This window comes from Stenotrophomonas sp. STEN029, from assembly GCF_056760015.1.
Genome location: NZ_JBRREC010000090.1, coordinates 1 through 20,000 on the forward strand (window position 1 = coordinate 1; position 20,000 = coordinate 20,000).

Below are 20,000 nucleotides of genomic sequence, written 5' to 3' on the forward strand. Positions count from 1 at the left end.
GCGCAGCGCACCCGGGCTGTTGGGGCGTGCTCGGAAAGACTTCCTGCTCCCCACTTCCCGGGTGCGCTGCGCTTACCCGGGCTACGGTCTGACGATTCAGGCCTGCGTTGCCTGCAACCACGCCTTGCGCGCAGCGGTTGAATGGAAACTCCAGGCAACAAAGCGGCTCTGCTTGTTGCCCTGCGCCATCGCCACTTCACGTACCTCGGCTGCGCCAACCTTGCCCAGCTGCTTGTGGATGTCGGCCAGATGCTCGCTCTTGGCCACCAGTGAACTGAACCACAGCACCTGATGCTGGATATCCATGCTCTCGCGGATCATCCGTCGCAGGAATGAAGCCTCGCCACCGGTGCACCACAGCTCGTTGGCCTGGCCACCGAAGTTGAGCGCGGGTGCCTTGCTGGTGCGTGCCTGCGCGCCGCCGAGATTGCGCAGCTTGCGCTGACTGCCTTGCGCGGCCTCCTTGGCCGATGCGTAGAACGGCGGATTGCACAGGGTCACGTGGAAACGCTCATCGGCCTGCAGCAGGCCGGCGAACAGATTGCCGCGTGCATGCTGCTGGCGAAGTTCAATGATCTGGCCGAGACCATTGGCCTGCACATTGGCATTGGCGGCCTTCAAGGCATCCGCATCGATATCACTGCCAAGGAAGCGCCAACCGTATTCGGCCTGCCCCAGCAGTGGGTAGATGCAGTTGGCGCCGACGCCGACGTCCAGCGCACGCACGCCGGGGCCACGTGGGATCACGCCGTTGTTGTCTGCAGCCAGCAGGTCCGCCAGGCCATGCAGATAGTCGACCCGGCCCGGCACCGGTGGGCACAGGTAACCCTCCGGAATATCCCACTGCTGGATGCCGTAATCGCTGGCAAGCAGCGCGCGGTTGAGTTCGCGCACGGCAGCCGGGTTGCTGAAATCGATGCTCTCGGTGCCGGCCGGGGTACGGATCAGGTGCGCACGCAAGGCCGGATTTGCCGCGACCAGCCGCACCAGGTCATAGCGGCCCTGGTGACGGTTGCGGGGATGCAGCGGCGGCTGTGCCGCTGCTTGCCTGTTCGAGCGTTGTAGCCGGGAAATCATGTTCTTGTTGAGCGCTAGGGGTGACGAACCAGGGCAATCAGTGTGCTTGTAGGAGCGGCGTAAGCCGCGAAGCACGTACAGCAGCAGATGACATGTATTGCCTGCACCTGAGGCATTGTCAGCTTCGCGGCTTACGCCGCTCCTACAGGTTCAACAGCCTTCTACAGCTCCAAACCCTGCACGTTCTGCAGCAGCTGCGCACCCGCTTCACCGACGCGCAACGCCAAGGCCGCGGCAATCGCCGCATGCGCATCGCGCAGCACTTCGGCTTCGTTGCGGCTGGCGTCGATGATCTGCTTGTTGGGCAGCTCCAGCTGCTGGAAGATCAGCCGGCAACGCTCCAGGTTCTGTGCGGTTTCGAAGTGGTTGGGCTTGTCGCCACGCGCGCGGATGCGCTCCAGGCCCTGCTCCGGCTGCAGGTCGAGCAACAGCAGCAAATTCGGGCGCGGCGCGAAGTCGTTGGCCTGCAGCATCTCGTCCAGCGGCAGGCCGGCGGCGCCCTGGTAGGCGACCATCGACGGGAAGTAGCGATCGAGGATGACGATCTCGCCACGGGCCAGGGCCGGGGTGATGACCTCTTCCACATGCTGGCGACGGTCGTGCAGCAGGTATTCGACCTCCTGCTCCGGGCTCAGCCGGCCGGTGGCGGCGGTGGCGCGCAGGCGGGTGCCCCATGGGCCGTTGGTCGGTTCCTTGCCCAGTACGACCTGTGCCCCTGCAGCGCGCAGGTGCTGGGCCAGGGTGTGAGCGAGCGTGGTCTTGCCAGCGCCATCAATGCCTTCGATGGCAATGAGCAGGCCACCGGGAATCTGTTGGTTATCCATGGGCGCTACTTTAATCGGATCCGGCCGATACCGCGCGGCTTGACGCCGCTGCCGCCATGCCAGGAACAGCCCCCGTATCAGCGTTCCGGCACGGTGCAGCCGTTGATCGCGCAGTACTCGGCCGCCCGCCGCTGCTCGTCCTCGGTCAGCTCCGGCGGTGGCCGGGCAATCGCGGACTGGATCTGGTCGGGGCCGCCGGTGAGCTTGTTCAGGCCCTGCGCGGCCTTCATCAGGCCATAGCCGATGCCCATCATCAGGTAGCCGCCACTCATGCCGACCTGCTCGGGCGTCGGTGGCTCGCTCCAGTTCTTGCTGAAACGGTTGGGCGCGGCCTGCACCGGGTTCTTGAAGCGGTACAGGTCCAGCGGCTCGTCGTCCTCGGGCTTGATGGCACGCACCTCGCCCAGGGTGGTGACGTTGCCTTGCGCCGGCACCTCCACGACATCACTCGGATTGGTTTGCGCGTTGTCGGCATCTTCGGGTTGAACCACCACGGCCCCGGGGGGCGAGGCCGCTGTGCTTGCAGGCACGGCCTGCTGTGCCTGCGCCGTCCCCGCCAGCATCATGCCGGCCAACCATATGCTCCATTTTGCCGGTAATGCCACAGCCACCCACCCTGCCTGTTGCGCGTCGCCTGCAGCATACGCAGGCAGTCCTTCACATTTTGTTGGAACGCCGGCGTCCGTTCAGCATGTCGTAATCCCAATGGGTCTCACGGCGTGAGACACCAATATGCTTCCATACGTTCTTTGATCGGCAGTTGCGTGCATGGCGTTCTCCCTCGCTCCCCGCACCGAAGCCAGCGAACGGGCGCTGGCAACCACCGATGGCCTGCCTTCGCGTGACGGCTCGCTGCTCGGCCAGCGCCTGGCCCGGCGCTACAAGGACCGGGTCACCGGCAGCTTCACCCTTCCCGGCCGCGAAGGCAGCTATGCGCCGATTCCCGATGACGTGCCCGAGGCGCTGAAAGCCGCACTGAAGGCGCGCGGCATCGAACAGCTGTACTCGCACCAGGCCGAGGCCTGGGACGCCAGCCAGCGGGGCGAGCACGTCGCCATCGTCACACCTACCGCCTCCGGCAAATCGCTGTGCTACACCTTGCCGGTGGTCAGCGCGGCGATGCAGGGCAATGCCAAGGCCTTGTACCTGTTCCCGACCAAGGCGCTGGCGCAGGACCAGGTGGCCGAGCTGCTGGAGCTCAACCGCGCCGGTGACCTCGGCGTCAAGGCGTTCACCTTCGACGGCGATACGCCCGGCGATGCGCGGCAGGCTATCCGCCTGCATGGCGACATCGTGGTCAGCAACCCGGACATGCTGCACCAGGCCATCCTGCCGCATCACACCAAATGGGCGCAGTTCTTCGAGAACCTGCGCTATGTGGTGATCGATGAGATCCATACCTATCGCGGTGTGTTCGGCAGCCACGTCACCAACGTGATCCGCCGGCTCAAGCGCATCTGCGCGTTCTACGGCGTGCAACCACAGTTCATCCTGTGCTCGGCCACCATCGGCAACCCGCATGCGCATGCCGAGGCGCTGGTGGAAGAGAAGGTGCATGCGATCACGGAGTCCGGCGCACCGACCGGGCCCAAGCACGTGCTGCTGTGGAACCCACCGGTCATCAACCCGGACCTTGGCCTGCGCGCCTCGGCGCGTTCGCAGGCCAACCGCATTGCCCGCATCGCGATCAAGAGCGGCTTGAAGACCCTGGTGTTCGCACAGACGCGCTTGATGGTGGAGGTGCTGACAAAGTACCTGAAGGACATCTTCGACAACGACCCGCGCAAGCCGGCGCGCATCCGCGCCTACCGCGGTGGTTACCTGCCGACCGAGCGCCGCGAGGTGGAACGGGCGATGCGCGCCGGCAACATCGACGGCATCGTCAGCACCTCGGCGCTGGAGCTGGGCGTGGATATCGGCGCGCTCGACGTGGTCATCCTCAACGGCTACCCCGGCAGCGTTGCGGCGACATGGCAACGCTTCGGCCGCGCCGGTCGTCGTCAGCAGGCCGCGCTGGGCGTGATGGTGGCCAGCAGCCAGCCGCTGGACCAGTACGTGGTGCGGCATCCGGATTTCTTTGCCAACGCGACGCCGGAGCACGCACGCATTTCACCGGACCAGCCGCTGATCCTGTTCGACCACATCCGCTGCGCAGCGTTCGAGCTGCCGTTCCTGGCCGCTGAGCCGTTCGGGCCGATCGATCCGCTGGTATTCCTGCAGGCGCTGGCCGAAACCGAAGTGGTGCATCAGGAAGGCGACCGCTGGGAGTGGATCGCAGACAGCTATCCCGCCAATGCGGTGAGCCTGCGCGCGGTTGCCGATGGCAACTTCGTGGTGGTGGACCGCAGCGATGGCAAGCAGCAGATCATCGCCGAGGTAGATTACTCCGCCGCTGCGCTGACGTTGTACGAAGGCGCCATCCACATGGTGCAGAGCACGCCGTACCAGGTGGAGCGGCTGGACTGGGACGGCCGCAAGGCCTACGTCACCCGCACGCATGTCGACTACTACACCGACAGCATCGACTACACCAAGCTCAAGGTACTGGACCGGTTTGATGGCAACGGCGCCGGCCGTGGTGATTCGCATCACGGCGAAGTGCATGTGGTGCGACGCGTGGCCGGCTACAAGAAGATCCGCTACTACACGCACGAGAACATCGGCTACGGCCCGGTCAACCTGCCCGACCAGGAACTGCATACCACCTCTGTCTGGTGGCAGCTGCCGCAGGCCACGCTGCTGCGCAGCTTCGCGCAGAAGCAGGATGCGTTGGATGGTTTCCTCGGTGCCGCCTATGCACTGCACATCGTTGCCACCGTCGCGGTGATGGCCGACGCCCGCGATCTGCAGAAAGCAGTGGGCAATGGCGATGGTGCCTGGTTTGCAATTGCCGACCAGACCGGCCGCGGCCAGCTGCGCGGCAATGAAGCCGGTGAAGCCACGGTGGAACTGATGCAGAGCTTCGTGCCCACGGTATACCTGTACGACAACTTCCCCGGCGGCGTGGGCCTGAGCGAACCGCTATGGCAGCGCCAGGGCGAGCTGGTGCAACGCGCGTTGGAGCTGGTGGAGCGTTGTGATTGCAATGCGGGCTGCCCGGCTTGTGTTGGTCCGGTGCTGGCTGCGCAGGAAGATGACAAGGGACCAACACCGCGTTCCTTGGCATTGACCGTGTTGTCGCTGCTGTCTGCCGAGCGCTGCGATCAGGTGCCGACCATCGTCATGGACGAGGCCGTCGACCTGCTGCCATGAGCATCAGCCTGGACAAACTGAAAGCCCTGCGCAAACAGGCGGGGCTGGCGACGGCAGCACCTGCGGAATCAGCGGGGCCCCCAGTTGTTGTAGGAGCGGCGTCCGCCGCGAAGCCACCAATGGTGGACGCTGCAGCAGTGCCCGTTACTCCGGATGCATCTGGTTCTTCGTCGGCCGCGGAAACTGTATCGGCTGCGCGGCTGACGCGGCTCCTACAACAGCCGAAGCAGCAATCTTCGGTGTTTGGCTGGGTCGATCAGATCCAGCACAAACCCGCAGCGCCACAGGATGGCGCTGCGTTGCGGCGCTTGTTGGCGACACGCAACCGCGCCATCGCTCCTGCACAAGCCGTCGAACGTGGCCCGATTGATCGCGATCTACCCGGCACCGAGATCGCCCCCGGACTGCATCTGATCGAAGCCTTCATCCCGCAGGCGATTCCAACGCAACCGCTGTCGTTGGCTTTCAGCAAGCGCCCTGAAGAATCCGTCGCGCCGCAGGACCTGCTGTTCTTCGATACCGAGACCACCGGCCTGGCCGGCGGCACCGGTACCCGCGCCTTCATGATCGGCGCCGCCGACTGGCATCACGATGCAGCGCGCGGCGAAGGCCTGCGCGTGCGCCAGCTGCTGATGTCGACGATGGGCGCGGAGAGCGCGATGCTGGAGTTGTTCGCCAGCTGGTTGTCACCGGAGACCGTGCTGTCCAGCTACAACGGGCGCTGCTATGACGCGCCGTTGTTGAAGACGCGTTACCGGCTGGCGCGGCGCGGTGATCCGATTTCCGCATTGGATCACGTGGACCTGCTGTTCCCGACCCGCCGTCGCTATCGCGGTACCTGGGAGAACTGCCGGCTTGCGACCATCGAGCGGCAGTTGCTGCTGATCGCCCGCGAGGATGACTTGCCGGGTTCGGAAGCGCCTGCAGCATGGTTGAGTTATCTGCGTGGCGGCAGCGCGCGCAATCTGCGCCGCGTTGGCGAACACAACCACCAGGACGTGGTGACCTTGGCGCTGTTGTTCCTGCGCCTGGTACAGGCGGAAGCGGATGAGCGGGCGGAGTTGGCACTGGAGGCGGAGGGCTGAGTTTCAGTTGCTCGTCAGTCGTTGCTTGAAGAGCTTACCCCTCCCCAACCCTCCCCTTGGCTGCGCCAAAGGGAGGGTTGGGGAGGGGGGCTTCTGCTTGAGCTCTAAAACCAAGCCCCAGCAAACCCTCCCGGAACATCAACCACCAAGCGGCTGCGCAATCCCACTGCTGATCGCTTCGCGGATCATCTGCTCGGCATCACGATTGGCCTTGGCACTGGCCGCCGCCTGCTGCCGGCCCAGCTCGGCCTGCTGCTTGCCCAATTCCCTCTGCTGCGCAGCCAGGCTTTCCATCTCCGCACGCATCGCCGGGTTGTCCATTTCCTCGCGGGCCTGTTCCAGCTTGCGACGCGCTGCTTCGTATGCGCGCCGCTGTGCATCGCTGCGTTCACCCGAACTCAGTGCCAACTCCGCCTGCTCACTCGCCAGCTCACCAATCCGTGCGCCGATCTCGCCCATGCGCTCACCGATCTGCCCCTGGCGGTCGCCCAAGGCTCCCTGCCGGTCACCCAGGCGGCCCTGCGCATCACCCAGACGCACGCTTTCGGCATACAACCCCTGGAAGCGCGACAAGGTTGCCGCATCGCGCACCACATAGCGCTTGCCATCACGACGCACCAGCAGCACGCCCTTGCCGTCGTCCAGTTGCTTGGCTTCGCGCAGGTCGGCGACGCTGCCATTCATGACGTTGTGGTTGCCCTTGATCAATACATAACCATCGGCGTTCTGGTTGCTGGAAAGGTGGATCACGCCTTGCGTACGCAATGGTTCAGCGGGTGCGGGCGGGGCGGCAGGCGGGGCGGGTGGTACGGCCAGCGCCGGTGGAGCGGGCGGCGCAGGCGGGGCGGCGGGTACCGCAGCACCAGCAACCACCGTGCGCGACACCGAACGTGTAACCGGTGCAGTTGGCGCAACCGGGGCGACGGGCGCTGCCACAGGTGCGGGTGGTGCCGGCGGCGCGGGCGGTACCGGCATCGCCACCAGCCGCAACGGTGCCACGCCGACCAGGGCGACGGCGGCAATGATCAAGGCCGCACCGACGCGCGGGAAGGAAGAAGTGTCCTGCAACATGAGCAATCTCCGCTTGAGGCTGAGGAAGGTCGGCGACGCGCTGGCCAAACCAGCACCCGGCCGGGGAGCAACGCCCAACTGCAACAGCAGGCGTCCGTAGTGTTGGCGGCAGTGCCGGTCACCGGCGACCACCGCGGCATCCACCGCGGCTTCGCGGGCAATGCCGTATTCGCGGGCGGCCAGGTGCACTACCGGGTGGAAGAAGAACAGGTGCTGGGCAACTGCTGGCACCAATCCCAGCCACAGGTCATGGCGTTGCAGATGCACCAGTTCGTGGGTCAGGGCCATGTCCAGCTGGTCGTCACCCATGCGCTGCAGGCCACGCGCCGGCAGCAGCAACACCGGACGCCATGGGCCAATCAGCTGCGGCGAGTCGATCGCAGTGCTGAGCATCAAGCGCGGTGCGCGGCGCAGGCCATGCGCATCAGCGGCAAGCGCAAGCGCGGCGTTGAGTTTGTGATCGTGGCAGGGCTGCGCGGCACGCAGCAGGGCACGACTGGCGCGATACGCCAGCGCGGTGCGCAATGCCATCACCAGTACGCCAGCAGCCCACATCGCCATCAGCACCAGGCTCCATGACCAACTGCTGTCCGCCGGCAAGGGCTGCATCACGATGAGCGGCGCGGTAGTCACCGGTGCAGCGGTTACTGCAGCCTGCGCCACCATCGGTGCAGCATCGACGGCAGGTAGCAATGGCAACTCCAGCGGTGACGCCCAGAACAGGCCAACCACGGCCTGCACCGCCACCAGCCACCACAGCGCGCACTGGGTGCTGGCCGGCAGGCGCCGCACGTAATGGCACAGCAACCACACCAGGCCCGCCAACAGCGCGGTCTGCACACTGGTCGCCAGCAAGCGGCTGCCCAACAACTCAAGCGTCATCGACATGGCTCAGTCCTCCCGGCGCTGCGATTGCAGCTTGCTGACCAGTGCTTCCAGTTCGGCCAGCTCGTTGTCGCTGACCTCGGCCTTCTCCGACATCCACGCCACGAACGGCGAGATCGAACCCTGCAGGGTCTTCTCGACGAAGCTGCCGACCGCGCCGTTGACCACGTCCTGCTGTTCGGCGGTGGAGCTGTAGCGGTACACGCCCTCGTCCTGCTCGCGCTGCAGGTAACCCTTGGTGCGCAGGCGCTCCATCATCGTCAGCACGGTGGAGCGGGCCAGTCCGCGGGCCTCACCGAAGCGCGCGGCAACCTCGCCGACGCTGGTGGGTTCGTTCTCTCCGATGTACTGCAGCAGGGCCAGTTCCTGGTCCCCGATGGTCTTGCGGCTCATGGCCGTCTCCGTGACTACATTTGTCGTCACGGTAGATCTGCCTACATTTGTAGTCAATAGCCCGGATGGCACCCTGCCCGATGTCGGGCTGAATGATTCAGCTGACAGCGCTGTCGATCTGCCAGCGCGCGAACTCGCTTTCAAACTCGGCAAGGCTCAATAGGCCGAGGCAGGCATGGGCACCGGTCGGTAGCGCCTCACCACGGGCAAAGCGGCGCGCCAGCAGCACGGCGGCGAAGGTGGGAATCTCCGGGCCGTGCAGCATTGGAGCGGTCAAATCCCAATGCACGGTGTGCTGCAGGCCGCCGCGCTGACCACGCAAGGTGATGCGCATGCCGCCAAGATCAGTGCCAAAGCGGTCGAACCAGCGACCGGCGCGGGCGAATACGCCGGCCAGCGCTTCCATCGGCAAGGGCAGACCAACGCGGCGAAGCCAGGCCATCGCAGCCAGACAGCGCGACAGGAACGGCAACTCCAGCGCCGCGCGGAAACGCACGGTCGCCACGCCCGGATAGCGCTGCACCAGCAGCGTGTGGTCCGGCACATCGCAGGGCGAAGCCAGGCGCGGACCGATGCGGGCGAAGCGCACCGGCTGCGGATCGGCCCAGCCGATCACCGGCTGCCAGCGGCCATCCACCCAGCACTCGAACGGCTTGCCGCAATACGACAGCACCGCGCGCACCGTGGCCATGCCCAGCGGCGTGGCCTGTGCGGGTGCGATCACCATGTCGATGCTGTGCAGCTGATCGAACTGCGGGGCGAGTGCATCCACGACCGCACTGGACAGCGCCGGCAAGGTGCTGGCGCCGCTGATCGCGCTGCGCTGTGCCTGCTCGGCCAAGGTCTGCAGCTGCTGCGGGAAATCCGCGACGAAATCGCGACCGTCGGCCAGATCGATGTAGTGCATGCCGGCGCGCAGACAAACCTGCGCCACGTCGTAACCCTGGCCTTGGAAAGGCCCGGCGGTGTGGATGACCAGTGCCGCTCGCGTTTCCGCCAGCTTTGCTTCGAAATCAGCGGCGGCGGTATCCAATCGACATAGTTCGATTGCCGCCAGATCCAAACCGGGTAGATGCGCCGCAGCCTGCGCTGGGTTGCGGCCCGCAGCTATGACATTGATGCCTGGCGTGATCGCAAGCGCACGCACGATGCGCGCGCCGAAATGACCGTAACCGCCCAACACCAGAACACGACAGCTTTCCTGCTGCGACATCGGATCTTCCTGCGTTGATTACTGGGTGGATTATCAGCGAGGAATGAACTGCGTTGGCACCTCCCCTTTGGCGCAGCCAAGGGGGAGGTTGGGAGGGGGTGGCTTTGGCCGTTGCTCGTGCTGGTTGTCTGGCTTTGCTGCGAAGAGCACCCCTCCCCGACCCTCCCCTTCGCTGCGCGAAAGGGAGGGAGTGGATGCGCTGCGCTCGATCGGAACCAGGTCTCTTCATCCCGCTCTTACACAAACAACCGCACCCTGCATGCATACCACCACCTGGAGTCCGCCATGTACCGGATGCTGGTCATCGCCAGTTTCAGCGCCATCGTCGCCACCGCCTGCAGCACCACCCCGGTCAGTCAGGTTCAACCCATCGATGGCGTCATCTCCGGCCAATGCCATACCGACATGGTGCGCGGTGCGGTCGGCCTTGCCGCCGGGCCGGATACCATCGAGCGCGCGCGCGTGGACAGCGACAGCCTGCAGGTGCAGGTGGTGCGCGGCAACGACCAACCCGACAGCGCGGCCTCCATCCAGACCCAGGCATCGACGGGCGGCGAGCGCCTGACCATCGAAGTGGGCCGAACCAACAACATCACTGCCATCCGCTGCGGCTGAGTCGCGCTCAGCCGGCCCGATGCGCGACGCGCAGGAAACGGAGTGCTGCAGTTTCCCACTGGCGGGGCCCGCGTAGCGACCGCATCGTGCTCAGCCGGCCATCACGCCAGCCATCGAAGACACAGGGATCGATATAGGCCTTGCGGCACACCGCCGAGGTGTTGCCCAGCATCGCCGCCACTGCGGCGATCACCTGGTTCTGCAATGCGCTCAGCGCGCGCTCGCCGCCGGTTTCAGGCACCGGCAGCTGGGCCAGTTCACGCAACGCCACCAGCGTGCCACCCCAGGTGCGGAAATCCTTGGCGCTGAAGTCGGCGCCAGTGGCGTTGCGCAGGTACTCGTTGACGTCGCTTGAGTTTACTGGCCGCACCTTGCCGTCATCGTCGCAGTACTGGAACAGCAGCTGCCCCGGCAGTTGCTGGCAGCGCCGCACCAGCGTCGATAGCTTCCGGTCATCGATGACCATGGCCTGTGCCTGCCCGGATTTGCCGCGGAAGCGCAGCCGCGCCTTGCCTTCGCCAGCACGCTCCAGATGCCGGTTGCGCAGCGTGGTCAGCCCAAAGGAATGGTTGTCGCGGGCATAGGCATCGTTGCCGATGCGGGCCAGCGTGCGGCCCATCACCGCCACCACGATCGCCAACACCTTCTCGCGGGGGAGTCCGGACAAGGCCAGATCGCTGCGTACCCGGCGACGCAGGCCAGGCAATGCCTTGCCGAATGCAACGATGCGATCGAATTTGTTGTCACTGCGCGTGCGTACCCAGTCGGGGTGGTAACGGTATTGCTTGCGACCACGCGCATCGCGACCGCTGGCCTGCAGATGGCCGTTGGCCTGCGCGCAGATCCACACCTGCGTATAGGCCGGCGGAATGGCCAGGCGCCGTATGCGCTCGAGCGTTGCCGCTGCACGCACCGCCTTGCCACGCGCATCCACGTAGCGGAAGCCACGCCCGGTGCGCTGGCGGTGAATGCCCGGTTCTCCGTCATGGCTATGACGCAACGCAGACCCTGCCGATGTCGCGGCCATCGCTGCTCCAGCAGATAAACGGTGGCGGAGTATCGCGCAGTGCTTTGCGACGCAGCGTCAACATGGCCGTCACTTGGCGATATGCTTGGGCTGACCCTCAATAGCTTGGAGTTCCGATGCAATTCCCGTCGACGCCGCGCGCCCTGCGCCGCCCCGCCGCCCTGATTGCCACCGCTGCACTGCTGCTGGCCCTGAGCGCCTGCACAAAGCCGGCCCCGGAAGAACAGGATGAGGCACTGAACCAATCCCAGCAGGCCGCTGAAGCCGCTGCTGCGCCCGCTGAAGCCACGCCGCCGCCGGGCGCCTGCGACGCCAGCCAGGTGCAGGGTCTGGTCGGCCAGACCTACACCGATGCCATGCAGGCCCAGGCCAAGGAAGACGCCGGTGCCACCGACGTGCGCGTGCTCAAGCCCAACCAGCCGGTCACGATGGAGTTCATCGGCGAGCGCCTGAACATCGAACTGGATGAAAAGGGCGCGGTCAGCGGCGTCCGCTGCGGCTGAATTGGCAGCGCCAAAGCCTTGCTGGGCAAGGCTTTGGTTGCGCTCGCAACGATGTATTGCGGCGTTGCAACAACTGTGATTTAGTCGAGCCATCCGGTGACCTCAAGGTGCGCTCCAGGTAGAGCACGTTGCGTCCATTGGGTGGGCGCGAGGGCGCTTGGATCAGGCGTATACGCCGCAACGGCGTACGTCGGGTCTTACCCCAACAGCACGACGCGATCCATCTGATGTGCATGACGTGCTCAGCGAGCGGGCAGGAGTGTCGCCGCTCACCTGAATCGCACCGAGGCACAGATGGCAGTCCGCACCCCGCAAGGGCTTTACGACCCGCAAGACGAACGCGACGCCTGTGGTTTCGGCATGGTCGCCCAGCTCGACGACCAGCCATCGCGCCTGTTGGTGGATACCGCCATCGCCGCCCTGTCGCGCATGACCCACCGCGGTGGTGTTGCCGCCGACGGTCTCACCGGCGACGGCTGCGGCCTGCTGCTGCGAAAGCCCACCGTGTTCCTGCGCCAGCTGGCCGAAGAAGCCGGCATCGCGCTCGGCCCCAACTTCGCCGCCGGAGTTGTGTTCCTGCCGCACGATGCTGACGCTGCGCAGCGATGTCGCGCCGAACTGGATGCACAGCTGCGTGCCGCCGGCTGCCATCCGCGCGGTTGGCGTGAAGTCCCTACCGATGACAGCGTCTGTGGCCAGCTGGCGCGCGACACGCTGCCGAAGATCGAACAGGTGTTCGTCGATGCCGACATCGAGCAGAGCGCCGAGCAATTCGCACTGGCCCTGTTCATGGCCCGCCGCCGCAGCGAACAGGCCCTGCGCGATGTCGCCGACTACTACGTCACCACGCTCAGCGCCGAAGCCATCAGCTACAAGGGCATGGTGCTGCCGGACAAGTTGAGCACCTTCTACCCGGACCTGCAGCGCCACGAGCTGGCATCGAGCGTGGTGGTGTTCCACCAGCGCTTCTCCACCAACACCATGCCACGTTGGCCGCTTGCGCATCCGTTCCGCATGCTCGCCCACAACGGCGAGATCAACACCATCGAAGGCAACCGCCACTGGGCGCAGGCGCGCAGCAAGGTGTGGAAGACGCCGAAGTTCGACATCGCCGAGCTCGACCCGGTGATCTCGATGCACGGTTCTGATTCGCAGAGCATGGACAACATGCTGGAGCTGATGGTGGCCGGTGGCATGGAGTTGATCCAGGCGCTGCGCATCCTGGTGCCGCCGGCAACCCAGTCGCTGGAATTCAAGGACGCCGACCTCGCTGCGTTCTATGAGTTCTATGGCTTGAACAGCGAGCCGTGGGACGGCCCGGCCGGCATCGTCGCCTGCGACGGCCGCTATGCCGCCTGCACGCTGGACCGCAATGGCCTGCGTCCGGCACGCTGGATGCTGACTTCCGATCGCCATTTCCTGGTCGCCTCCGAAGCCGGTGTATGGGAAGTGCCGACCGAGCGCGTGGTGCGCAAGGGCAAGCTCGGCCCGGGCCAGATGATGGCCATCGACCTCAAGCGGGGTGACCTGCTCGATTCCGAAGCCATCGACCGCATCAACCGTGCACGTGCACCGTACAAGCAATGGCTGCACCAGGGCGTGACCTACCTGCAGACCGAGCTGATCGATCCCTCGCTGGCCGAGGAACCGTTCGACGAAGCGACGCTGCGCAGTTACCACAAGCTGTTCCAGCTCACGACCGAAGAACTCGAGCAGGTGCTGCGGCCGCTGGCCGAAACCGGACAGGAAGCCACTGGCTCGATGGGCGATGACACGCCGATCGCCGTGCTCAGCCGCCACACCCGTCCGCTGTATGACTACTTCCGCCAGGCCTTCGCGCAGGTCACCAACCCGCCGATCGATCCGCTGCGCGAAGAATGCGCGATGTCGCTGACCACCCAGCTCGGCAAGGAGACCAACATCTTCCACGCCGGCGCGGAAACGGTGAACCACGTCATCCTCAACTCGCCGGTACTAAGCCAGCGCAAGCTGCGCCAGTTGCTGAAGATGGAGCAGTACGTCGAGCGCAATCGTTTGATCGACCTGTCCTACAGCGTCGAAGAAGGCCTGAAGGCCGGCATCGAGCGCATCTGCGCCGAATGCGAACAAGCTGCACGCGATGGCGTGGTGATGTTGTTGCTGTCCGACCGTTACCCGGTCGCCGACCGGCCGATGGTGCATGCGCTGCTGGCCACCAGCGCCGTGCATCACCATCTGTCCAAGGTTGGCCTGCGCTGCGACGTCAACCTGATCCTGGAAACCGGCACCGCCCGCGACGCGCACCACATGGCCTGCCTGCTGGGCTTTGGTGCCACCGCGGTGTATCCGTATCTCGCCTACCAGACACTGTTCGACCTGGGCCGGCGCGGCATCCTGCAATTGAAAAAGGGCGGTGAGGTTTCACAGATCGGCCGCAGCTACCGCAAGGGCATCTACAAGGGCCTGAGCAAGATCATCTCAAAGATGGGTATCTGCACCATTGCCAGTTATCGCGGCGCGCAGCTGTTCGAAATTGTCGGCCTGGATCCGGACGTGGTTGAACTGTGCTTCCCGGATACTGCTGCCCGCATCGGCGGCGTGGGCCTTGCACGCCTGGATACCGAAGCACGCGAGCTCACCGTGCGTGCCTGGAACGATCTGGCGCAGCCGGAAGTAGGCGGCCTGCTCAAGTACGTGCACGGCGGCGAATACCATATGTACAACCCGGACGTGGTGATGACGCTGCAGCGCGCATCACGCACCGGCGATGCCGAAGACTGGCGCAAGTACATGGACGCGGTGCATTCGCGCCCGACCTCGGCGCTGCGCGATCTGCTGCAGCTCAAGCGGGCGGCAACGCCGGTGCCGCTGGACGAGGTGGAACCGGCCGAAGCGCTATTCAAGCGTTTCGATACCGCTGCGATCTCGTTGGGCGCACTGTCGCCGGAAGCGCATGAAGCGCTGGCGATCGCGATGAACCGGCTCGGCGGCCGTTCCAACTCCGGCGAAGGCGGCGAAGACCCCGCGCGCTACGGCACCGAGAAGCGTTCCAAGATCAAGCAGGTGGCCTCCGGCCGCTTTGGCGTCACCGCCGAATACCTGGTCAATGCCGAAGTGCTGCAGATCAAGGTCGCGCAGGGCGCCAAGCCCGGCGAAGGTGGCCAGCTGCCCGGCCACAAGGTCAACGAGCTGATCGCGCGCCTGCGTTACGCCAAGCCCGGCATCGGCCTGATCTCGCCGCCACCGCATCACGACATCTATTCGATCGAAGATCTGGCACAGCTCATCTACGACCTGAAGCAGGTCAATCCGGATGCACTGGTGTCGGTGAAGCTGGTTTCGCATGCCGGCGTCGGCACCATTGCCGCGGGCGTGGTGAAAGCCGGTGCCGACCTGATCACCGTGTCCGGCCACGATGGCGGCACCGGTGCCTCGCCGATCAGTTCGATCCGCTATGCCGGCGTGCCGTGGGAGCTGGGCGTGGCCGAGTCGCACCAGGCACTGGTCGGCAACGACTTGCGCAGCCGCACCATCCTGCAGACCGACGGTGGCCTGAAGACCGGCCTGGATGTGGTCAAGGCCGCACTGCTCGGCGCCGACAGCTTCGGTTTCGGCACAGGGCCGATGATCGTGCTGGGCTGCAAGTACCTGCGCATCTGCCATCTCAACAACTGCGCCACCGGCGTGGCCACCCAGGACGAGCGCCTGCGCGCGGGTTACTTCACCGGCCTGCCGGAGCGCGTGGAGAACTTCTTCCGCCTGCTGGCCGAGGAAGTGCGCGAATGGCTGTCGTATCTGGGCGTGCGTTCGCTGGATGAAATCGTCGGCCGCACCGATCTGCTGCAGCAGCTGGAAGTGTCGCCGCGCGAAGGCGTCAAGGTCGATCTGTCGCGCCTGCTCGCGCCTGCGCATTACGACGGCGCGCATTGCGCCGCGCAGCGCCTGTACCAGTCGCCGGACAGCCTGGCCACGCAGATGGACAACCTGCTCGCCGCTGCCATCGCCAACAAGCAGGGCGGTGAGCACCGCTTCCTGATCCACAACACCGACCGCTCGGTGGGCACGCGCCTGTCCGGCACCATCGCCCGCGCGCATGGCAACCACGGCATGAGCGAAACACCGTTGAACCTGCGCTTCCGCGGCACTGCCGGGCAGAGCTTCGGCGCGTTCAACGTCGGCGGCCTGAACCTGGAAGTGGAAGGCGAAGCCAACGATTACGTCGGCAAAGGCATGGCCGGCGGCCGCCTGGTGGTACGTCCACCGCGCGGCGCGCGCTTCGAGGCTCGCAACACCGCCATCATCGGCAACACCTGCCTATACGGTGCAACCGGCGGCGAGCTGTTTGCCGCAGGACGCGCCGGCGAACGCTTCGGCGTGCGCAACTCCGGCGCACTGGCGGTGATTGAAGGCGCCGGCGACCATTGCTGCGAATACATGACCGACGGCGTGGTCGCGGTGCTTGGCAAGGTCGGCCTGAACTTCGGTGCCGGCTTCACTGGTGGTTTGGCCTATGTGCTCGACGTCGATCGCGATTTCGTCGACCGCTACAACCACGAGCTGATCGATATCCACCGCATCTCGACCGAAGGTTTCGAGAACCACCGCCAGCACCTGCATACCTTGATCGGCCGCCACCGTGAGTTGACCGGCAGCATCTGGGCGCAGCAGATCCTCGATGAGTTCCGCGATTACGTCGGCAAATTCTGGTTGGTCAAACCCAAGGCCGCCAGCATCGAGTCGCTGGCCGAATCTTTACGCCGCGCAGCCTGACGCACTGTCTCCCTCTCCCGCCTGCGGGAGAGGGCCGGGGTGAGGGCAGCTTCAAGAGCCCCTCATCCGCCCCTTCGGGGCACCTTCTCCCGCATGCGGGAGAAGGGCTCCTCCAGACGTAACGAGTTCCCATGAGCCGCAAGCAAGCCTTCCAGTTCCTCGATCTGCCCCGCACCATGCCGCAGCGCATTCCGGTGGAATTGCGCACGTCCGGCGATTGGGGCGAGCTCTACGGCAAATTCGACAAGGGCGATGCGCAGTACCAGGCCGGCCGCTGCCTGGATTGCGGCAACCCGTATTGCAGCTGGAAGTGCCCGGTGCACAACGCCATCCCGCAGTGGCTGCAGCTGGTGCAGGAAGACCGCATCCACGAGGCGGCGACGCTCTGCCATTCGACCAACCCACTGCCGGAAGTCTGCGGCCGCGTCTGCCCACAGGATCGTCTGTGCGAAGGCAGCTGCACGCTGGAAGAGTTCGGCGCGGTCACCATCGGCGCGGTCGAGAAGTACATCGTCGATACCGCGTTGGCCACTGGCTGGAAACCTGATCTGCATGCCGTTGAGAGCACCGGCAAGCGCGTGGCCGTCGTTGGTGCAGGCCCCGCGGGTTTGGCCTGCGCTGATCGCCTGGCGCGTGCCGGTGTGCAGGCCGTGGTGTTCGATCGCTACGAACAGATTGGTGGCCTGCTTCAGTTCGGCATCCCCAGCTTCAAGCTGGACAAGAGCGTGATCGACCGCCGCCGCGAAATCCTCGAAGGCATGGGCATACAGTTCCGCCTGGGCGTGGAGATCGGTCGCGACATCAGCATCGAACAACTGCAGAGCGACTACGACGCGGTGTTCCTCGGCACCGGTGCCTACCGTTACACCGACGGTGGCCTGATCGGGCAGGACCTGAAGAACGTGCTGCCGGCACTGCCCTTCCTGGTGCAGAACAGCCGCATTGTCAGTGGCAACGACCCCAAGGGTCGGCCGATTGCCGGCTGGGAAGACCAGATCGCCCTGCCCGACCTCAACGGCAAGCGCGTGGTGGTGCTGGGTGGCGGTGACACCGGCATGGACTGCGTGCGCAGCGCGATCCGCCTGGGCGCGGCCAAGGTGACCTGCGCGTATCGTCGTGATGAAGCCAACATGCCGGGCTCGGCGCGCGAAGTCGCCAATGCCCGTGAAGAAGGCGTGCGCTTCCTGTTCAACCGCCAGCCGTTGGCGATTGAAGCGGGCGCTGACGATGAAGTGATCGGCGTGACCGTGGTCGAGACCGAGTTGAGCGCACCGGACGCCAATGGTCGTCGCAATGCGGTGGCCATTGATGGCAGCGAATCGCTGCTGGAAGCCGATGTGGTGATCATCGCGTTCGGCTTCTCGCCGACATTGCCAGAATGGCTTTCGTCGCAGGGCGTGGAGGCCAGCAGTAACGGTCGCATCATTGCCGGTGGTGCTACGCGCCTGCCGTTCCAGACCCATAACGCCAAGCTGTTTGCCGGTGGTGATGCGGTTCGCGGTGCGGACCTGGTGGTGACGGCGGTTGCTGAAGGCCGTGATGCTGCTGAGAGCATTGTTGCTTTGTTGAAGCGGTAGAGCTCAGCAAGCGCGGAAAATCGTTAGAACCTGAAGGCGCCCTCACCCCTACCCCTCTCCCGTTGAAGCGGGAGAGGGGACTGCTTCGGCATTTTCTGTCTGACGGCTGCCAAGCTCGCTGCTTCGGCCCTTGGCTTCGGCTTCGGCTGTTGCTTTGGCTGCTGCTGTTGCTTTGGCTGTTGCTTTGGCTGTGGCTGTGGCTGTGGCAGTGGCTCTGAACCATCAGTTCGCGTAGTAACGACCTGCTCCCTTCTCCCGCTTGCGGGAGAAGGTGCCCGAATGGGCGGATGAGGGGAGCTCCTGCTCTGGCATGGCTTTGACTCCAAGGCCACCAACCAACCGACACGCAGCTGCCCTACACTCAAGAACTCCGCACAAAGAGAAATCGCAATGCGCATCGGCCTGGCAGCAAACCGTCTCCATCACGAAAGCGCAGACGCTGCGTTGTTCCGTTGGCTGCGCGCCAGCGAAAGCGGAATACGCGAACTGGGAGTGGAGTTGCACGCCGTTGGCCGCACCTACGACGCCATTGCCGGCACTCATCCTCTGCAGGATTACCCCGGACTTCAGCGCTACCCAAACGGCCGCGAAGGCGGATTGATGAAGCTCGTGGCCGAAGTCGTAGGCATGGGCACCCCGGAGCGCACACTCGATGGCGCGATCTACTTCATTGACCCGGTCGATCCCTCGTCGGTGTTCCCGGAAGCCATCGCGCTCAAGCGCCAGTGCGTCATCCACGGAAAACCCTTCATCTCCACGGTGGCCACCGCGCGTGACTGGATTGAAATGGAGCGCATCCACGCCGGCCTCGCACCGGACCCGGGCGCCGACGATCTACATGACTTCAGCAAGCAGACGCTCGCGCTGATCGCCCACGATGCGCGCAAGCCACAGATGCTCGCCTTCGCATCAGAGCACTTCGACGTGTTGTCGCAGTTCGAACACCGCATCGGTACCGGCACCACCGGTCAACGCTTGAACGAGATGGCCTGGAGCCGCGGCTGGCCGCGCGACCAGGAATGGATCCACCGCTTCCAGAGCGGCCCGCTAGGCGGCGACGCGCAGATTGCGGACCGTGTACTTGAGCATCGCTGCCAACGCGCGATCTTCTTTGAAGATCCGCATGTGGCGCGCCAGCATGAAGCGGATATCCAGCTGCTCGAGCGCGCAGTGACCACGGTCACCGATGAGGCGGTGTGCATCACCGCGCCCAATATCGCAGCCCGCTGGGCAACTGCCGCGCAGATACGCCAGAAAGCCTGACCGTAGTGCCGAACCATGTTCGGCAGGGGCATTCCAAGCAGCTCCTACAGAACCCCAAGGCTTTTGGCTTTTGGCTTTTGGCTTTTGGCTTTTGGCTTTTGGCTTTGGCTTTGGCTTTGGCTTTGGCCGTCGCTCTTGCTGTTGTTTTAGCCCTTCTCCCGTCTACGGGAGAAGGGTTGGGATGAGGGGAGCTTCTGGCTTCTGGCTTCGCTCAAGCCTTTCCGCATCGTTGTTTCTATCAGCTTCGCGGCTTACGCCGCTCCCACAAAAGCCTGCCACCGCTGCCAAAAGCCCGCTTTTACTGCAAGCAAAGAAAAACCCCGCTGCTTCTGGCAGCGGGGTTTTTGGTTTGAATCCTGACGATGACCTACTCTCGCACAGCTTAGGCTGCACTACCATCGGCGCGGCTACGTTTCACTTCCGAGTTCGGGATGGGATCGGGTGGTTCCATAGCGCTAATTTCATC

13 protein-coding genes, 1 rRNA gene and 1 pseudogene are annotated in these 20,000 nt (G+C 64.9%); 7 read left to right on the forward strand and 8 right to left on the reverse strand.

From position 1 onward, the window contains the following. Nucleotides 1-96 precede the first annotated feature (96 nt). The 3 genes from rlmF to ACVOLI_RS16905 form a co-directional block, all read right to left on the reverse strand. Entirely contained in the window at nt 97-1,077 is a 981-nt protein-coding gene (gene rlmF / locus ACVOLI_RS16895; RefSeq protein WP_481615303.1) for a 23S rRNA (adenine(1618)-N(6))-methyltransferase RlmF, read from the reverse strand. Between the two features lie 161 nt (nt 1,078-1,238). Further along, nucleotides 1,239-1,901 (reverse strand): dTMP kinase, encoded by a 663-nt coding sequence (gene tmk, locus ACVOLI_RS16900; RefSeq protein ID WP_481615304.1) that lies wholly within the window; start codon nt 1,899-1,901, stop codon nt 1,239-1,241. A gap of 77 nt (nt 1,902-1,978) precedes the next feature. Then, entirely contained in the window at nt 1,979-2,467 is a 489-nt protein-coding gene (locus ACVOLI_RS16905; RefSeq protein ID WP_481615315.1) for a hypothetical protein, read from the reverse strand. Between the two features lie 202 nt (nt 2,468-2,669). Here ACVOLI_RS16905 and ACVOLI_RS16910 point away from each other — a divergent pair, with 202 nt between their 5' ends. Both ACVOLI_RS16910 and ACVOLI_RS16915 read left to right on the forward strand, forming a co-directional pair. Next, nucleotides 2,670-5,153, forward strand: coding sequence for a DEAD/DEAH box helicase (locus tag ACVOLI_RS16910; RefSeq protein ID WP_481615305.1), 2,484 nt, complete (start codon nt 2,670-2,672; stop codon nt 5,151-5,153). After that, nucleotides 5,105-6,238 (forward strand): annotated as a pseudogene (locus ACVOLI_RS16915) (ribonuclease H-like domain-containing protein); the annotation flags it as partial. The gene ACVOLI_RS16910 and the pseudogene ACVOLI_RS16915, both read left to right, overlap by 49 nt. 138 nt (nt 6,239-6,376) lie before the next feature. On the opposite strand, the gene ACVOLI_RS16920 reads toward ACVOLI_RS16915, so the two are convergent. The 3 genes from ACVOLI_RS16920 to ACVOLI_RS16930 all read right to left on the reverse strand — a co-directional run bounded on the left by ACVOLI_RS16920 (nt 6,377) and on the right by ACVOLI_RS16930 (nt 9,800). Beyond that, nucleotides 6,377-8,197 (reverse strand): M56 family metallopeptidase, encoded by a 1,821-nt coding sequence (locus ACVOLI_RS16920; protein WP_481615306.1) that lies wholly within the window; start codon nt 8,195-8,197, stop codon nt 6,377-6,379. A 3-nt stretch (nt 8,198-8,200) separates the two neighbouring features. Then, a complete protein-coding gene (locus ACVOLI_RS16925; RefSeq protein ID WP_481615307.1) occupies nt 8,201-8,587 on the reverse strand; it encodes a BlaI/MecI/CopY family transcriptional regulator in 387 nt (128 codons plus the stop codon). Between the two features lie 97 nt (nt 8,588-8,684). Further along, nucleotides 8,685-9,800, reverse strand: a complete 1,116-nt coding sequence (locus ACVOLI_RS16930) for a saccharopine dehydrogenase family protein (protein ID WP_481615308.1) — start codon at nt 9,798-9,800, stop codon at nt 8,685-8,687. A 285-nt stretch (nt 9,801-10,085) separates the two neighbouring features. Here ACVOLI_RS16930 and ACVOLI_RS16935 point away from each other — a divergent pair, with 285 nt between their 5' ends. Then, a complete protein-coding gene (locus ACVOLI_RS16935; protein WP_481615309.1) occupies nt 10,086-10,415 on the forward strand; it encodes a hypothetical protein in 330 nt (109 codons plus the stop codon). A gap of 7 nt (nt 10,416-10,422) precedes the next feature. Here the strand turns inward: ACVOLI_RS16935 and ACVOLI_RS16940 are convergent, their stop codons facing one another. Further along, nucleotides 10,423-11,442: a DNA topoisomerase IB gene (locus ACVOLI_RS16940; RefSeq protein WP_481615310.1), complete on the reverse strand. Its 1,020-nt coding sequence runs from the start codon at nt 11,440-11,442 to the stop codon at nt 10,423-10,425. A gap of 116 nt (nt 11,443-11,558) precedes the next feature. Here ACVOLI_RS16940 and ACVOLI_RS16945 point away from each other — a divergent pair, with 116 nt between their 5' ends. The 4 genes from ACVOLI_RS16945 (at nt 11,559) to ACVOLI_RS16960 (ending at nt 19,534) form a co-directional block, all read left to right on the forward strand. Next, entirely contained in the window at nt 11,559-11,945 is a 387-nt protein-coding gene (locus ACVOLI_RS16945; RefSeq protein WP_481615311.1) for an I78 family peptidase inhibitor, read from the forward strand. A 294-nt stretch (nt 11,946-12,239) separates the two neighbouring features. Further along, nucleotides 12,240-16,694, forward strand: a complete 4,455-nt coding sequence (gene gltB / locus ACVOLI_RS16950) for a glutamate synthase large subunit (RefSeq protein WP_481615312.1) — start codon at nt 12,240-12,242, stop codon at nt 16,692-16,694. A gap of 131 nt (nt 16,695-16,825) precedes the next feature. Then, nucleotides 16,826-18,271, forward strand: coding sequence for an FAD-dependent oxidoreductase (locus ACVOLI_RS16955; RefSeq protein WP_481615313.1), 1,446 nt, complete (start codon nt 16,826-16,828; stop codon nt 18,269-18,271). Nucleotides 18,272-18,661: 390 nt separating this feature from the next. After that, nucleotides 18,662-19,534 (forward strand): methylglyoxal synthase, encoded by an 873-nt coding sequence (locus tag ACVOLI_RS16960; RefSeq protein ID WP_481615314.1) that lies wholly within the window; start codon nt 18,662-18,664, stop codon nt 19,532-19,534. Nucleotides 19,535-19,888: 354 nt separating this feature from the next. Here the strand turns inward: ACVOLI_RS16960 and rrf are convergent. Further along, a 5S ribosomal RNA gene (gene rrf / locus ACVOLI_RS16965) occupies nt 19,889-20,000 on the reverse strand; the annotation flags it as partial.

What these genes read in the sequence shown, in the direction of transcription:
- ACVOLI_RS16940 (WP_481615310.1), bottom strand. Translation starts at nt 11,442, where the DNA reads ATGGCCGCGACATCGGCAGGGTCTGCGTTGCGTCATAGCCATGACGGA.
- ACVOLI_RS16925 (WP_481615307.1), bottom strand. Translation starts at nt 8,587, where the DNA reads ATGAGCCGCAAGACCATCGGGGACCAGGAACTGGCCCTGCTGCAGTAC.
- ACVOLI_RS16945 (WP_481615311.1), top strand. Translation starts at nt 11,559, where the DNA reads ATGCAATTCCCGTCGACGCCGCGCGCCCTGCGCCGCCCCGCCGCCCTG.
- ACVOLI_RS16935 (WP_481615309.1), top strand. Translation starts at nt 10,086, where the DNA reads ATGTACCGGATGCTGGTCATCGCCAGTTTCAGCGCCATCGTCGCCACC.
- tmk (WP_481615304.1), bottom strand. Translation starts at nt 1,901, where the DNA reads ATGGATAACCAACAGATTCCCGGTGGCCTGCTCATTGCCATCGAAGGC.
- rlmF (WP_481615303.1), bottom strand. Translation starts at nt 1,077, where the DNA reads ATGATTTCCCGGCTACAACGCTCGAACAGGCAAGCAGCGGCACAGCCG.
- ACVOLI_RS16930 (WP_481615308.1), bottom strand. Translation starts at nt 9,800, where the DNA reads ATGTCGCAGCAGGAAAGCTGTCGTGTTCTGGTGTTGGGCGGTTACGGT.
- ACVOLI_RS16905 (WP_481615315.1), bottom strand. Translation starts at nt 2,467, where the DNA reads ATGATGCTGGCGGGGACGGCGCAGGCACAGCAGGCCGTGCCTGCAAGC.
- gltB (WP_481615312.1), top strand. Translation starts at nt 12,240, where the DNA reads ATGGCAGTCCGCACCCCGCAAGGGCTTTACGACCCGCAAGACGAACGC.
- ACVOLI_RS16910 (WP_481615305.1), top strand. Translation starts at nt 2,670, where the DNA reads ATGGCGTTCTCCCTCGCTCCCCGCACCGAAGCCAGCGAACGGGCGCTG.
- ACVOLI_RS16955 (WP_481615313.1), top strand. Translation starts at nt 16,826, where the DNA reads ATGAGCCGCAAGCAAGCCTTCCAGTTCCTCGATCTGCCCCGCACCATG.
- ACVOLI_RS16960 (WP_481615314.1), top strand. Translation starts at nt 18,662, where the DNA reads ATGCGCATCGGCCTGGCAGCAAACCGTCTCCATCACGAAAGCGCAGAC.
- ACVOLI_RS16920 (WP_481615306.1), bottom strand. Translation starts at nt 8,197, where the DNA reads ATGTCGATGACGCTTGAGTTGTTGGGCAGCCGCTTGCTGGCGACCAGT.